The organism is Microbacterium kyungheense (assembly GCF_006783905.1).
GTDB lineage: Bacteria > Actinomycetota > Actinomycetes > Actinomycetales > Microbacteriaceae > Microbacterium > Microbacterium kyungheense.
The window spans coordinates 69168-82100 of record NZ_VFPE01000009.1 but is presented as its reverse complement, the minus strand read 5'-3'; the positions used below and the strand labels follow the sequence as shown (position 1 = coordinate 82100).

Here is a 12933-nt window from a genome sequence, read left to right as displayed (position 1 = left end):
TGGTGACGCCGGGCGTCGGGCTGCCGGCGGAGAACTGGATGAGGGTCGCCCCGGCGAGCAGGGAGTAGTCCAGCACGTTGGGCTGGTCGGCGCTGAGCGGTCCCAGGACGATGCGGTCGCCCACATGCTCTGCGACGCCGACCTCGTACCCGATCCCGCCCGTAGGGTCGGCGATGTCGGCGAAACAGGCCGACGCCTCGTCCCATGACGCCTGCCGGCCTGCCTCGACGTAGTCGGCGACGGCGGTGCTCGACGTGTTCGCCGTGTAGATGCTGCCACCGCCCGTCGCGCCGGCCGGCGGCGCGGCGCTCGCGGGGTACTGCTGGTGGGTCGCGTCGATCAGCGGTGTCTGGTCGGGGTTCGAGGGGTTCTGGTTGAGCCGGATCCAGTCCGCGCGCGCGAACGGCTGCCACGGCCCGTCGCGCTGCACCATCTTCAGGTCGCCGAACAGCGCCGGATCCGCCGTTCCCGCACTGGTGATGGCCAGGATGCCGGTGCTGTCGGTGCTGTACTGCCCGACCAGGAAGCGGGTCGGATCGCCGTCGACGCTCGGCAGGTCGTAGGCACCCGTGCCGGCCGAGACGTGGATGATCGTGTACTGACCGCTGCTGCCCTGCACCGTGGCGGTGCCGCCGACGGCGATGCTGCCCTCGGTCTCTTGATTCTGCAGGAGCGCATCCTCGCGCGCGTATACGGTGAAGCCGCCAGCGATGGCGAACGGGTTCACCGAATCCGGATACGCGGCGACGGCCGGAAGCGCGGTCACGGCGACCGCGCCGGATGGCGGCGAGTGCGGTCCGAGAGTGCTGCGGCCAGGAATCGGCGCACGCGGGACGATGAGTAGTGCTCACAGGGATGCTCCTCTTGCACCGCCTGGTCTCCCCCCCGGGCAAGTGCGACGCAGTCGGGCTCTGTCGTGGGAATCAGTACACCACACCCTGCCCCCGGCGTCACGTGACTCGGCAGCCGAACAGGCGGATGATGGGGGCCATGGCGGTTCTCGACGACGTACGGGCCATCGCGCTCGGCTTCCCGGGCGTGGTCCGAACGCGTCGACGGTCACCGGCGCGCGGCCACCTGGCGCACGCCCACCGGTGTGTTCGTCTGGCAGCGAGGCCCCAGCGGCCGCGATCTCGAGCAGCTGAGCGCGATCGGCCGCGAGTGGCCGACGGCGAGGTGGTCGGCGTCCGCACCGATGGCGAGCAAGGCAAGCTCGCGCTCATCGAGACCTACCCTGATGTGTTCTTCACCATCCCGCACTTCGACGGCTACCCAGCGGTGCTGCTCCGGCTCGACGCGATCGATGCTGAGCTGCTGCGCGAGGTCGTGACCGACGCGTGGCTGCTGAAGGTGCCCAAGAAGATGGCGAACGAATGGCTGGCGGCGCACCCGCCCGCCTGATCCCTGCGAGGGCCGGTGTCGCCGGAACGATGAGAGACCGGATGCCGCAGCCGCAGCATCCGGTCTCTCACCGTGGGAGCGTGTCCGGCGTTACTCGCGCGCGAGCGCCGCGAGGGCCTCGAGCTCGAGGTCGAGATACTGCTCCTCGCTGACGTCGACGCCGACGCCGAGCAGCTTGCCGCCCGTGAAGGGGAAGCCGCCGGAATACTGTCCGCTCACAGAGTCCCCGCTGTCGAAGCCGACGCACAGGCCGTCACCGGCGAGCGTGAACTTGCCGACCTGCGCGCGCAATCGGACCCTCGGCGACGACCTGGTCGTCGACGTAAAGCTTGGCCGTGCCCAGCGACTCACCGTGCTCGCCGGCGCCGTCGCGGATGAACTCGACGCCCAGCGCGTGCTTGCCCGGTGTCAGCCCGCCCGACGTGAAGGTCTGCTCCGGCGGGATGCCGAGGAAGTTGTACACATAGTTCAGCGTGTTGTCCTTGATGAACAGCGCGTGCCCGCCGAAGCGCGAGCCGTGGGCGAAGAGCACGCCCTCGGCACCCTCCTCGAGGATCACGTCGGCGATGATCTTGTACGACCTGCCGCGGACGTTGACCGCGACGCTCTCGGCGACGGCTGTCGTGTCGGGGTAGTAGATGTATCGCGTGCGCGCCGGCTCGCTCTGCGGCCGCTCGATCGTGAGCTGGTCACGGGCCGATCGGTCGTCGAGGGGCAGCACGTTGTTCTTCTCCGCCTCTTCGAACCACGCGTCGATGAGCTCCTGGAGCTTCTCGGGATGCTCGGCGGCGAGGGTCCTTCGACTCCGACCGATCGACGTCGACGTGGTAGAGCTCCCAGCGATCCTCGTCGAAGCGGCCGTGGCCGGTGAGCGGAGCGTGGATGGCGGCGGCCTTCCAGCCGTCCTTCCAGACGCCGCGCGTGCCGAGCATCGCGTAGTACTGCACCTTCTTGGCGGTGGGCCCGTCGGGTTCCGCGTCGAACGAGTACTTCATCGAGACGCCGTCGAGCGGGCGCTGCTCGACGCCGCGGAACACCGACGGCATCTCGATGCCGATGACGTCGAGGATCGTCGCGACGATGTCGGTGGAGTGGTGGTACTGGTGGCGGATCTCGCCCTTGGCCGTGATGCCCGCCGGCCAGTGGATCACCATCGGGTCGCATGTGCCACCCGAGAACTGCGAGTAGCGCTTGAACATCTGGAAGGGGGTGGAGAACGCCGTCGCCCACCCTGTCGGGTAGTGGTTGTACGTCTCGGGACCGCCGAGCACGCCGATCTTGTCGAGGTTCTCCTTCAGGTCGTCGGGGAAGCCGTTGAAAAACTTGTTCTCGTTGACCGAGCCGTCCGGTGACCCCTCGCCCGAGGCGCCGTTGTCGGCGCAGTAGAAGATGAGCGTGTTGTCGAGCTGCCCCGAGTCTTCGAGGTAGTCGATGATGCGGCCGATCTGCACGTCGGTGTACTCGCTGAAGCCCGCGAACACCTCGGCCATCCGGGCGAAGAGGCGCTTCTCGTCGTCCGACAGCGTGTCCCAGGGCTTGACATAGTCGGCCGCGTTCGCGTGGTCCTCGGGCATCGGGTTGATCGGCGTCAGCGCGGTGTCGGCCGGAACGATGCCGCGTTCGATCATGCGGGCGAGCACCCACTCGCGGTACGCGTCGTAGCCGTCGTCGAAGGCGCCCTTGTACCTGTCGATGTACTCCTTGGGGGCGTGGTGCGGCGCATGGTTGGCGCCGGGGCAGAACCACGTGTACCAGGGCTTCGACGGGTTCGACGCGTTCTGGTCGCGGATGAGCCGGATGGTCTGGTCGGCGAGGTCCTTCGACAGGTGATAGCCCTCCTCGGGCGTGTACGGCGGTTCGATGAAGTGGTTGTCCTCGGCGAGGTCGGGGTACCAGTTGTTCGTCTCGCCGCCGAGGAAGCCGTAGAAGCGGTCGAAGCCCATCGCGAGCGGCCACTGCTCCTTGCTGCCACCGGTGGAGACGTCCTCCTCGGGGACGTTGTGGTTCTTGCCGACCCAGAACGTCGAGTACCCGTTCTTCTGTAGCACCTGGCCGATCGTCGCGCACGACTCCGGGATGTGGCCCGACAGCCCGGGGAAGCCGTTGGTGCCCTCCATGATGTTGCCCATGCCGTTGACGTGGTGGTTGCGGCCGGTGAGGAACGTCGAGCGCGTCGGCGAGCACAGCGCGGTGGTGTGCCACTGCGTGTAGGTGAGGCCGTTCGCCGCGAGCCGATCGAGCGTGGGCATGTTGATGCGCCCGCCGTACGGCGACCACGACGCCATGCCGGTGTCGTCGTACAGGATCACCAGCACGTTGGGAGCGCCCTCCGGCGCCTTCGGACGTTCGTACGGACCCCAGTCCGCGACCGAGTCACGGACGTCCAGCTTGATCGTCCCGTTGAACTCTGCGGTCATGTTCACTCCACCTTCGCTCCCGAGGCGCCGCATGAGGGCACGGCGCACCTCGAAGCTATCCACTGCGCGACACGAGCGGAAGGAATGCCACGAGGGACGGGACCGCTACGGTGAGTCCGACAGCCGACACCCTTCCGGACCAGGAGGCATGCCCATGGGCGCCGTCATCGGAGACATCCTTCCCCTCGCCCTCGGCGTGGCGATCAGCCCCATCCCGATAATCGCGGCCATCCTCATGCTGCTGTCGCCGAAGGCGCGCGTGACGAGCGTCGGGTTCCTCCTCGGCTGGGTGATCGGCATCGTCGTGGCGGTCACGGTGTTCACGCTCCTCTCGTCGGTGCTGCCCGAGGACGACCCGGATGCCTCGAAACCGATCCAGGGCGTCATCCAGTTGATCCTCGGCGTCCTGCTCCTGCTGCTCGCCGTCCGCCAGTGGCGCGGGCGGCCGAAGGCCGGCGAAGACCCGAAGATGCCGAAGTGGATGCAGGCCATCGACAAGGTCACGTTCCCGGTCGCGTTCGGCCTCGGCTTCCTGCTGTCCGCGATCAACCCGAAGAACCTGCTCATGGCGGCGGGCGCCGGCGTCGACATCGGCTCGGCCTCCCTCGAGACCGGTGAGATCGTGCTCGTGATCGCGATCTTCACGCTGCTCGCGGCATCCACTGTCCTCGTCCCGGTCGTCGGGTACCTCATCGCCGCCGACAGGCTGCGCGGACCGCTGGACGCGCTGCGAGTCTGGCTGGGCCGTGAGAACGCGATCATCATGGCCGTGCTGCTGCTCGTGATCGGCGTCTCGATGATCGGCAAGGGCATCGGCAGCTTCTAGGCCGTTACGGTTGTGGGGTGACGTCTGCGATCCACGACCAGGTGCTGCTTCCCGGCGGCACGTTCACGATGGGCTCCGACGAGTTCTACCCCGACGAGCAGCCGGTCCACGAGCGTGAGGTCGCACCGTTCCGCATCGACCGGTACGCCGTGACGAACGAGCAGTACGCCGCGTTCGTCGACGACACCGGCTACGTCACCGTCGCCGAGCGCGAGCTCGACCCCGCGAACTTCGAAGGCGCCGACCCCGCCGACCTCGTCCCGGGCGCCATGGTGTTCACGCCGACGCCGGGGCCGGTCGACCTGCGGGACTGGCGCAACTGGTGGCGCTGGCAGCCCGGCGCGTACTGGCGCCGGCCGTTCGGGCCGGAGTCGTCCATCGACGAGCGGCTGCGGCATCCCGTCGTCCACATCGCCTTCGAGGATGCCCAGGCCTACGCCAGATGGGCGGGACTCCGCCTGCCCACCGAGACCGAGCACGAGTACGCCGCCCGCGGCGGGCTCGACGGCAAGCGGTTCGCGTGGGGCGACGAGCCCTACCCGGGCGGCGTGCCGCAGGCGAACTCGTGGCTCGGCCGCTTTCCGTACGACAACCAGGGAGTGGGGGATGCCGCTCCCGTCGGCTCGTACGAGCCCAACGGCTTCGGGCTGTACGACATGACCGGAAACGTGTGGGAGTGGACCACGGACTTCTACACGCCGCGGCACCTGCGACTGTCGGACAAGCCGGTGGATGCCGGCAAGCGCGCGAACCTGCTCGCCGCCGCCAGTGCCCAGGACGGCTTCCCGTCGATCCCGCGCCGCGTGCTCAAGGGCGGCTCGCACCTGTGCTCGCCTGACTACTGCCTGCGGTTCCGGCCCGCGGCGCGCTCGCCGCAGGCCGAGGACACCGGCATGTCGCACATCGGCTTCCGGCTCGTCGGCGACGTCTGACCGGTCGCCGGGCCACCGGCGCGGCTGCGATCAGGCGGTGGGGAAGACCTGCGCCCAGTCGTCGCGGACGCTGATGACGGTGATGCCGTCGGCAGCGAGCGCCTGCTCGGCGCCCTTGTCGTACGGGGCGTCGCCACGGCCCGTGTCGTCGTCGTGATGCACCAGCAGTGCGAGGCTGCGGGGGTTCCCCTGCGCGAACCGCAGCATCGGCACGTCGCCGTTCGAGTTGCCGGCGGCGAGGATCGGCCGGCGCCCGGTCCGCATCCAGATGCGGACCGGCTTCTCGGGGCCGTCGTCGAAGAACGCGAGCTTCGGCGCGTAGCGCACGGTGTTCGTCTCGGCGTCGTACGTGAGGCCCATCCCGGTGCCGACGACCCGCTCGGCGGGGATGCCGTAGTTCGCCTCGGTCATCGGGCGCATGAAGTCCCGCTCGCCGCCGGACACGATATAGGTCGTGAAGCCGTTGGCCTCGAGGAACCGGATGAGCTCGACCATCGGCTGGTAGACGACCTGGGCGTACGGCGTGCCGAGGGTGAGGTGGCGCGCCTCGCGATAGAACTCGGCGACGGATGCCGCGTACTCGTCGACGCTGACACCGCCTGAGGCGCTCGCGACCGCGGCGATCAGCAGCCCGAGGTCGGCGTCGTCGCCGGCGTAGTGCCTGTCGATCGCCGCGCTGAGCCACGACATGTCGCCGCTGGCGGCGGCCTGGTACGGCTGCGTGTCGGCGAGCGACGGATCAGCGGCTGCGGCGGCCTTCCACTGCTCCAGCAGGTAGTGCAGCTGCGTGGGCATCGGCTTCTCGGTCCAGAGCGTGCCGTCGTTGTCGAACACGGCGACACGTGCCTCGGGCACGACGTAGTCCGGGCCGTTCTCGTCGGTCACGGCGGCCACGAAGTCGAAGATTGCGGTGCGCGTGGCGGTGTCGCGCCACGAGGGCAGGGAGTCGCTCATGCCGCGACTCTAGCGGTGGCCCGCCGCGCCGTCGCGGAGGTCTCCGTTCGCGGCGAGGAAGGCCTCGTAGTCGGCGCGCGACAGGTCCGCATAGGCGTGCGACCACTCCAGGATGGCCTCGGCCGCGATCCGCCCGTTGCCGAGGTACCCCGCCAGCTCCGTCACCATCGGAGACTGCGCGTGTGCGCGAGCCAGCGTGACGGCACACGCCTGCGCGTACGTGGCGAACGGGACGTCCTCGAGCGCCTCGGCCGAGATGCCGCCCTTCATGTCGCGGAACTGGCGCACGTAGAAGTCGCGGCCCTCGGGCCCTCGGGCGTGACCGAGGAACGGGTCCGAGAAGGCCTGCAGGGTCTTCTGCAGTGCGACCACCCGCGCGCCCTGGCCGTGTTCGGCGATGAAGTGGTCCGCCTCTGCCGGCTGCTCGATCCCGCCGTACTCCGAGAGGACGCTGCGACCGGCTTCTTTGACCTGCAGCAGCAGGGGCCGACCGTCTCCATCCTGGAAGACGGTGATCCAGCAGCGCGTGCCGACGCTCCCGACGCCGACGACCCGCCGTGCGATGTCGGCGAAGACGTAGTCGTAGAGCAGCACGCGGATGCTGATGTCCGCGCTGGCGATGTACGTCTCGATGTAGCCCTGCAGGCGGCTCGCGAACTCGGACTCGACATGCGTCATCGTCGGCGGCTGGTCGACGAAACGGCGACGCCCGTCTTCGCCGAGCTGCGTCAGCTTGCGGGCCGCCTTGTCGCCGGTGCGCTTCTTGGCCTCGCGGATCGCGGCGCGCATCGCGCGCCGGGACTGCGGGTCCATGATCGCGAGCGCCGCAGCCACATCGGAGTGCAGGTAGTAGCGCTCGAGGGGTGAGGACCCGACCGACGACCTGATCGCGCGGGCATAGGCGTAGACCGCACCGCGGACCGCGGCATCCACCACCGCCTCGTCGCGCGACGTGGCTTGGCCCGCGATGACCACGCTGGCGATCAGACGCTTGAGGTCCCACTCCCATGGCGCCCACGCCGCCTCGTCGAAGTCGTTGAGGTCGAACACGAGGGTGCGCTGCGGCGACGCGTAGAACCCGAAGTTGGCCACATGCGCGTCGCCGCACGACGCGACGAGGATGCCGCTGTGCGGGTCTCGGGCGAGATCTGCCGCCTGCAGCGCCGCGGTCGCCCGGTAGAACGCGAACGGGTTCGCCGACATGCGCTCGGTGCGCAGCGGCACGAGCTCTGGCACGCGCGTGCGGTTCTGCGCATCGAGGATCGACAGCGGGTCGCGTCCCGATGTGGTCAGCGTGGAGAGGGAGCGGCGCGGCGTCGCCTTGCGGGCGGCGAGCCCGCGTTCCAGATGCTCCGCCGTGCTCATCGGCGCGGTCCAGTCGTTCTCGGAGATCGTGCTCATGTCGTCATCGTCCCTCCGCCTCTTGCACGTCGCATCACCCTCGTCAGATGACGTCGTGGTGCTCCGCTGAGTCGAACAGCCCCAGCTCGGTGGCCCGCTCGATCGCGGCGTCGCGCGAGGCGACCCCGAGCTTGCGGTAGATGTGGGCGAGGTGGGTCTTGATCGTGTTGGTCGACAGGAAGCATCGCTCGGCGATGTCGGCGATCGTGTACCGGGTGGGCAGGTAGCCGATCAGCTCCCGCTCGCGGGGCGTCAGCTCGTCGACGAGCCGTTCGCTGCGCGCCGATCCCTGGCTTCGCAGGCGCTCCGCGATCACCCGCCCGAACTCGGCGCGCCCGGTCGGCACCTCGTCGAGCAGATCGAGCAGCGGCGGCCCGACCCGCAGGAACGGGCGGGCCAGGCGGTCGTCCTGTGCACGCTGCAGGGCGGCCTCGAGGTGCTCCCTCGCGGCCACGCGGTGCCCCTCGGCGAGGCAGAGCCAGGCGGTGAGGGCGTCCGCCTCGATCAGCGCGATCGGGTTCGGCTGCACGCCCGCGGCCCTGAGCTGGGCGAGCCGCTCGCGCGCCTGTGCCGTGCGCCCCGCGCCGACGAGTCCGGCGACCTCTTCGAACGCGACCGCCGACCATTCGGTCGCCGGCGCGGGGAGAGCGCCGCGACCGCCTTCCAGGCGCGCCTCGCGCAGTGAGATCGACAGCAGCGCCTGGCGCACCAGCGGGGGCGGCGGACCGAGGGCCTCGACGTCGTCGGCGAGGTCGAGCGGATGGATGAGTCGTGAGGCGACGTGGGCGAGCCAGAGCAGCTGCGTGCGGTTGTTGGATGCCGCCGCCGCGACGGCCACGGCGAGCGAGGCCGCGCCCGCTCCGGCCTCGCCCCGCTGGATGCACACGAGTGCGCGTGCGAGGTGGGCGTCGGCGGGAGCGGGGTGACCGTGCGCGCCGATGTCGCGCTCGACGGCGAGTGCTTCGTTCGCGTGCTCGGAGGCGCTCGTGAGCAGGCCCGAGAGCGCTTCCGCGACCGCCAGCGAGCCGAGCGCGTGCACCCGATGGCGGGGATACGCGAGCGCGGCCGGTGAAAGGGCTGCGGCGAGGTGCGCGCGTGCGTCGTCGATCCGGCCGAGCATCAGCAGCGCCCGTCCGGCCGACACCTGGCTGATCAGCTGGAGCAGCGGACGTGACGTCAGGCCCATCAGGTCGGGCGGTCCGGCGTCGGGGTGCGCCGCCAGCAGGGCGAGGGCCTCGTCCGCGATGCCCGCGAAGAGCTCGGGGTGCGGGCTGAACTGCACCTCCGCGGCGAGGTAGGCCAGCGCGATCTGGCGACGGCCGACGGTGAGGCGACGGTCGGCGAGCCGCTGCAGCGTGTCGACGGCTGATCTGGTGTGCCCGCTCATCGTGTTCGCGATCGCGAGCAGCAGCACGGCGTCGGGTCGTGCCACCCGCACCTCGGGCGGGACCATCGAGAGCCAGTGGGCGATCTTCGCGGCGCGCACCTCCTCGGACGGGTCGGGCCCGAGGCCGAGGATCAGGTCCATGGCGCGCGTCCAGCGGCGCCCGCGCAGCAGATAGTCGACGGCGGTGTCGGTGTCGCCGGCCGCGAGGAACCAATCGGCGGCCGCTTCGAGCACGCCCTCTTCGACGGCGGGCTCCGTCGCGCGGAGCCGATAGATGAGCAGATCGCGGAACAGCCGGTGCAGACGGAACCAGCCGGGGCGGCCCGGCACACGCACGAGGAACAGCGAGTCGCGCTCGAGCGCGGTGAGGAAGTCGTCGCCGCCCGCGACGTCGGCGACCGCCTCGACCACGCCCGCCGACACCTCGTCGAGCACCGCCAGCCGCATGAGGGCGCCGCGCCGCTCGGGGCGCAGCCCGTCGAGGACCTCGACGCTGAGATAGTTCATGACGAGCTGGTCGGTATCGGTGAGCTCCTCGACCACGCGGCCGGGGTCGTCGGCGAAGCGCAGCCGCAGCGCCGTGAGCTGCACGCCCGCCGCCCACCCCTCGGTCTGCGCGGTGACCGCCGCGGCGGTGGCGGGGCCGATGTGGCGTCCGGCGATCGCGGACAGCACCTTGCCGGTGGTCTCGTCGTCGAAGGCCAGTTCGCGCTGGCGGATCTCGACGAGGTCGTGCTCCAGCCGGTGCCGGCTCCAGCCGAGGTTCAGGTCGACGCGCGACGAGAAGATCGCGTGCGCGTTGGGAGGGAGGAGATCCACGAGCCGCCACAGATCCGTCAGGACCGCGGTCTTCGAGAGGTGGTCGAGGTCGTCGAACACGAGGACGAGGTCGCCCGCGTCCGCCAGCCGTTCCGCGAGGTCGACCAGGAACGGTTCGCCCAGCCGTGCCCTGGCGGTGACGGCGGGCGGCTCCGGCGGCGAGAACCGCGGCGCGACCGCTGCGATCCCCGCGCACAGGCGGCGCGCGAACGCGCCGACGGCACGGTCCGCGGCCGTCAGATCGAACCACGCGACGGCGAGGTCGGGACGCGACTGCGCCCACTGCGTGACGAGGACCGTCTTGCCCGCACCAGCCGGAGCCACGACGAGCGCGAGCGGCGAGACGAGGGCCGCGTCGAGCTGCCGCCGGAGCGCAGGGCGATCGACGGCGTGCGGCGGCATTCTGCGAGGTTCGACCACTGGCATCCCTTTCCTCAGGGGCGCGCGGTGGCCAAATCATCCCACAGGGGTGACGTGGCGGCGAGAGCCATGCTGGAGAGTTGTCGCCTGCGGGAGCCCGAGCGCTGCGGGCGCATCGTCTCGAAGGGGGTCACGGTGCACGATCAGACGGTCGAGATCGTGGTCAGCGGGCCGCTGAGCCCGGACCTCGTCGTCACGGCGCTGGAAGGCTTCACCGTCACGACCGACGCGCAGGGACGCACGCATGTGGTGGGTCCCGTGCCCGATCAGGCACGGCTGATAGGGCTGCTCGCGATGTTCGACGGGCTGCACATCGCCGTCATCTCGGTGAATCCCATCGACGACGGGGATTCTCACCCGCATCGGGTGACGTGACGCCCGAGGACGCGACCATAGCGTGCCTGTGCCAGAACGACAGAACAGGAGAACGTAATGAGCAGTGCAACAAGCGGCCGCACCGGGTGGGCGGGCTGGGGCGTCTTCGCCGGAGTCATCCTCCTCATCAGCGGTGTCTTCGGCGGGCTTCAGGGACTCGTCGCCATCGTCGGGCCCGACGCCTACTTCGCCGTCGTGGACGGCTCACTGTTCCTCTTCGACGTGCAGGGCTGGGGATGGTGGAACCTCATCATCGGGGTGCTGCTGATCCTGACGGGCATCGCCCTGCTGGCGGGACAGACGTGGGCGCGGGTGGTCGCGATCATCCTCGCGGCCCTGAGCGCGATCGGGCAGCTGATGCTGATCCCCACGCAGCCCTTCTGGGCGCTGGCGATCATCGCCGTCGACATCCTCGTGATCTACGCGCTGACGGCCCACGGCCGTGAGCTGAGGATCGAGGAGTAGCCCCCGGTGAGGCCCGGCCCGGGACCCGGACCCGGGCCGTCACCCCTCAAGCGGCGCCGACGACGGCGCGCAACGGCGAAGGAGCGAGATGGAAACCGTACTCGTCATCCTGCAGGCCTGTGTGGTGCTCGGCGCCATCGTGCTCGGTGTCCGCACCGGCGGGCTCGGGCTGGGTCTGTGGGGCGTCGTCGGCACGACGATCCTGGTGTTCGTGTTCCGGCTCGAGCCCGGTTCGCCTCCGATCGACGCGTTCTTCATCATCATCGCGGTCATCACGGCGTCCTCGGCCATGCAGGCGGCCGGCGGCATCGACTACCTCGTGTCGATCGCGTCCAAGATCATTCAGCGCAACCCTCGGCGGCTCACCTACGTGGCGCCGGTCGTGGCGTTCGTCTTCACCGTGCTCTCGGGCACGTCCAACATCTTCTTCGCGCTCATCCCGGTGATCTACGAGACCGCGTATCGCAACGGGCAGCGCCCCGAGCGCGCGCTGGCCGCCTCGACGGTGACCTCGGGTCTCGGCATCACTGCGAGTCCGGTGTCAGCGGCGATGGCGGCATACCTCGTCCTCATGGCGGGCACCGGCTATGAGCTCCCGCAGATCCTCCTCATCACGATCCCCTCGGCGATCGTCGCCTGCATCGCGACATCGTTCGTGCAGCAGCGCCTCGGCAAGGACCTTCTCGACGACCCCGAGTTCCTCAAGCGCGTCGCGGACGGCCGCGTCGAGTTGTCGCCCGCACTGCGCGCACGGTACGACGCGAAGATGGCCGGTACCGCCGAGGGCGGAAGCTCGGATGCCCCGCGCCGGGCACGCACGAGGATGGCCGAGAAGACGGCATCCACCACCTTCATCGAGCACCCGGTGCCCCCGGGCGGTCAGACCGCCGCGCTCATCTTCATCGCGGGGACGCTGCTGGTCGTGCTGCTGGGGCTGTTCCCGGGACTCCGGCCGGCATTCCCGGACGCAGAAGGCGAACTCGTTCCGATCGGCATGGCCACGGTGATCGAGATGGTGATGTTCACCGCCGCCCTCGTGATCATCCTGGTGCGGCGTGTGAAGCCCAGCCTGGTGGTCGAGCAGCCCCTGCTCAAGGCCGGATACGTGGCCGCCGTCGCCCTCTTCGGCATCGCCTGGATGGCCGACACCTTCATCGCGGCCAACGAAGAGACCATCATCGAGCCGCTCGGCCAGATGATCGACGCGAATCCGCTGCTGCTGGCTGTCGCGCTCTTCCTCGTCTGCGGTCTGACCACGAGCCAGTCGGCGACCACCAACACGCTCATCCCGATCGCGCTCGCCGCGGGCCTCGCCCCGGGGGTGATCACGGCGATGTGGCCGTCCCTCATCGGCGTGTGGCTGTTCCCCGCGAACGGCTCGCAGATCGCAGCCGTCGAGACCGATGCCACCGGCTCGACCAAGCTCACGCAGATCCCCGTCTGGCACTCGTTCACGATCCCGATGCTGGTGTCATGGGTCGCGGTCGTCGCCGCGGGGCTGCTGATCCAGCTGATCGTGCCGGCCTGACGCCTGGT

General features: G+C 69.8%; 13 protein-coding genes. 6 read left to right on the top strand and 7 right to left on the bottom strand.

Going from position 1 to position 12933, the window contains the following annotated elements; all coding sequences use genetic code 11:
• On the bottom strand, nt 1-766 hold a 766-nt coding region (locus FB391_RS19535), incomplete at its 3' end, for a collagen-binding domain-containing protein (protein ID WP_221886328.1).
• 395 nt (nt 767-1161) lie between these two features.
• Here FB391_RS19535 and FB391_RS20045 point away from each other — a divergent pair.
• Nucleotides 1162-1401 (top strand): hypothetical protein, encoded by a 240-nt coding sequence (locus FB391_RS20045; RefSeq protein ID WP_246093629.1) that lies wholly within the window; start codon nt 1162-1164, stop codon nt 1399-1401.
• Between the two features lie 90 nt (nt 1402-1491).
• On the opposite strand, the gene FB391_RS20145 is transcribed toward FB391_RS20045, so the two are convergent.
• From FB391_RS20145 to FB391_RS19525, 3 genes are read right to left on the bottom strand one after another with little or no spacing between them, the layout of a single operon-like run.
• Entirely contained in the window at nt 1492-1692 is a 201-nt protein-coding gene (locus tag FB391_RS20145) for a hypothetical protein (protein ID WP_281286464.1), read from the bottom strand.
• Entirely contained in the window at nt 1655-2122 is a 468-nt protein-coding gene (locus tag FB391_RS20140; RefSeq protein ID WP_281286463.1) for a hypothetical protein, read from the bottom strand. Before FB391_RS20140 ends, FB391_RS20145 begins: the two co-directional genes overlap by 38 nt.
• Nucleotides 2091-3818 carry an arylsulfatase gene (locus FB391_RS19525; protein WP_281286462.1) on the bottom strand — a complete coding sequence of 576 codons (1728 nt, stop codon included), beginning with the start codon at nt 3816-3818 and terminating at the stop codon, nt 2091-2093. The genes FB391_RS20140 and FB391_RS19525 overlap by 32 nt, the downstream gene beginning before the upstream one ends.
• Nucleotides 3819-3972: 154 nt before the next feature.
• Here FB391_RS19525 and FB391_RS19520 point away from each other — a divergent pair, with 154 nt between their 5' ends.
• Both FB391_RS19520 and FB391_RS19515 read left to right on the top strand, forming a co-directional pair.
• A complete protein-coding gene (locus tag FB391_RS19520) occupies nt 3973-4644 on the top strand; it encodes a GAP family protein (protein ID WP_141896081.1) in 672 nt (223 codons plus the stop codon).
• A gap of 17 nt (nt 4645-4661) precedes the next feature.
• Complete coding sequence (locus tag FB391_RS19515) at nt 4662-5576, top strand: formylglycine-generating enzyme family protein (RefSeq protein ID WP_281286447.1); 915 nt, start codon at nt 4662-4664, stop codon at nt 5574-5576.
• Nucleotides 5577-5606: 30 nt separating this feature from the next.
• On the opposite strand, the gene FB391_RS19510 is transcribed toward FB391_RS19515, so the two are convergent.
• From FB391_RS19510 to FB391_RS19500, 3 genes are read right to left on the bottom strand one after another with little or no spacing between them, the layout of a single operon-like run.
• Nucleotides 5607-6530, bottom strand: coding sequence for an HAD family hydrolase (locus tag FB391_RS19510; RefSeq protein ID WP_141896079.1), 924 nt, complete (start codon nt 6528-6530; stop codon nt 5607-5609).
• Between the two features lie 9 nt (nt 6531-6539).
• Nucleotides 6540-7931, bottom strand: coding sequence for a DUF2252 domain-containing protein (locus FB391_RS19505; RefSeq protein ID WP_141896077.1), 1392 nt, complete (start codon nt 7929-7931; stop codon nt 6540-6542).
• A gap of 43 nt (nt 7932-7974) precedes the next feature.
• A complete protein-coding gene (locus FB391_RS19500; RefSeq protein ID WP_141896842.1) occupies nt 7975-10539 on the bottom strand; it encodes a winged helix-turn-helix domain-containing protein in 2565 nt (854 codons plus the stop codon).
• 72 nt (nt 10540-10611) lie between these two features.
• Here FB391_RS19500 and FB391_RS19495 point away from each other — a divergent pair, with 72 nt between their 5' ends.
• From FB391_RS19495 to FB391_RS19485, 3 genes are all read left to right on the top strand, one after another.
• Entirely contained in the window at nt 10612-10932 is a 321-nt protein-coding gene (locus tag FB391_RS19495; RefSeq protein WP_185843178.1) for a hypothetical protein, read from the top strand.
• A 57-nt stretch (nt 10933-10989) separates the two neighbouring features.
• Nucleotides 10990-11397 (top strand): DUF7144 family membrane protein, encoded by a 408-nt coding sequence (locus FB391_RS19490; protein WP_141896072.1) that lies wholly within the window; start codon nt 10990-10992, stop codon nt 11395-11397.
• 88 nt (nt 11398-11485) lie between these two features.
• Complete coding sequence (locus FB391_RS19485) at nt 11486-12925, top strand: anaerobic C4-dicarboxylate transporter (RefSeq protein ID WP_141896841.1); 1440 nt, start codon at nt 11486-11488, stop codon at nt 12923-12925.
• The last annotated feature ends 8 nt before the right edge of the window (nt 12926-12933 follow it).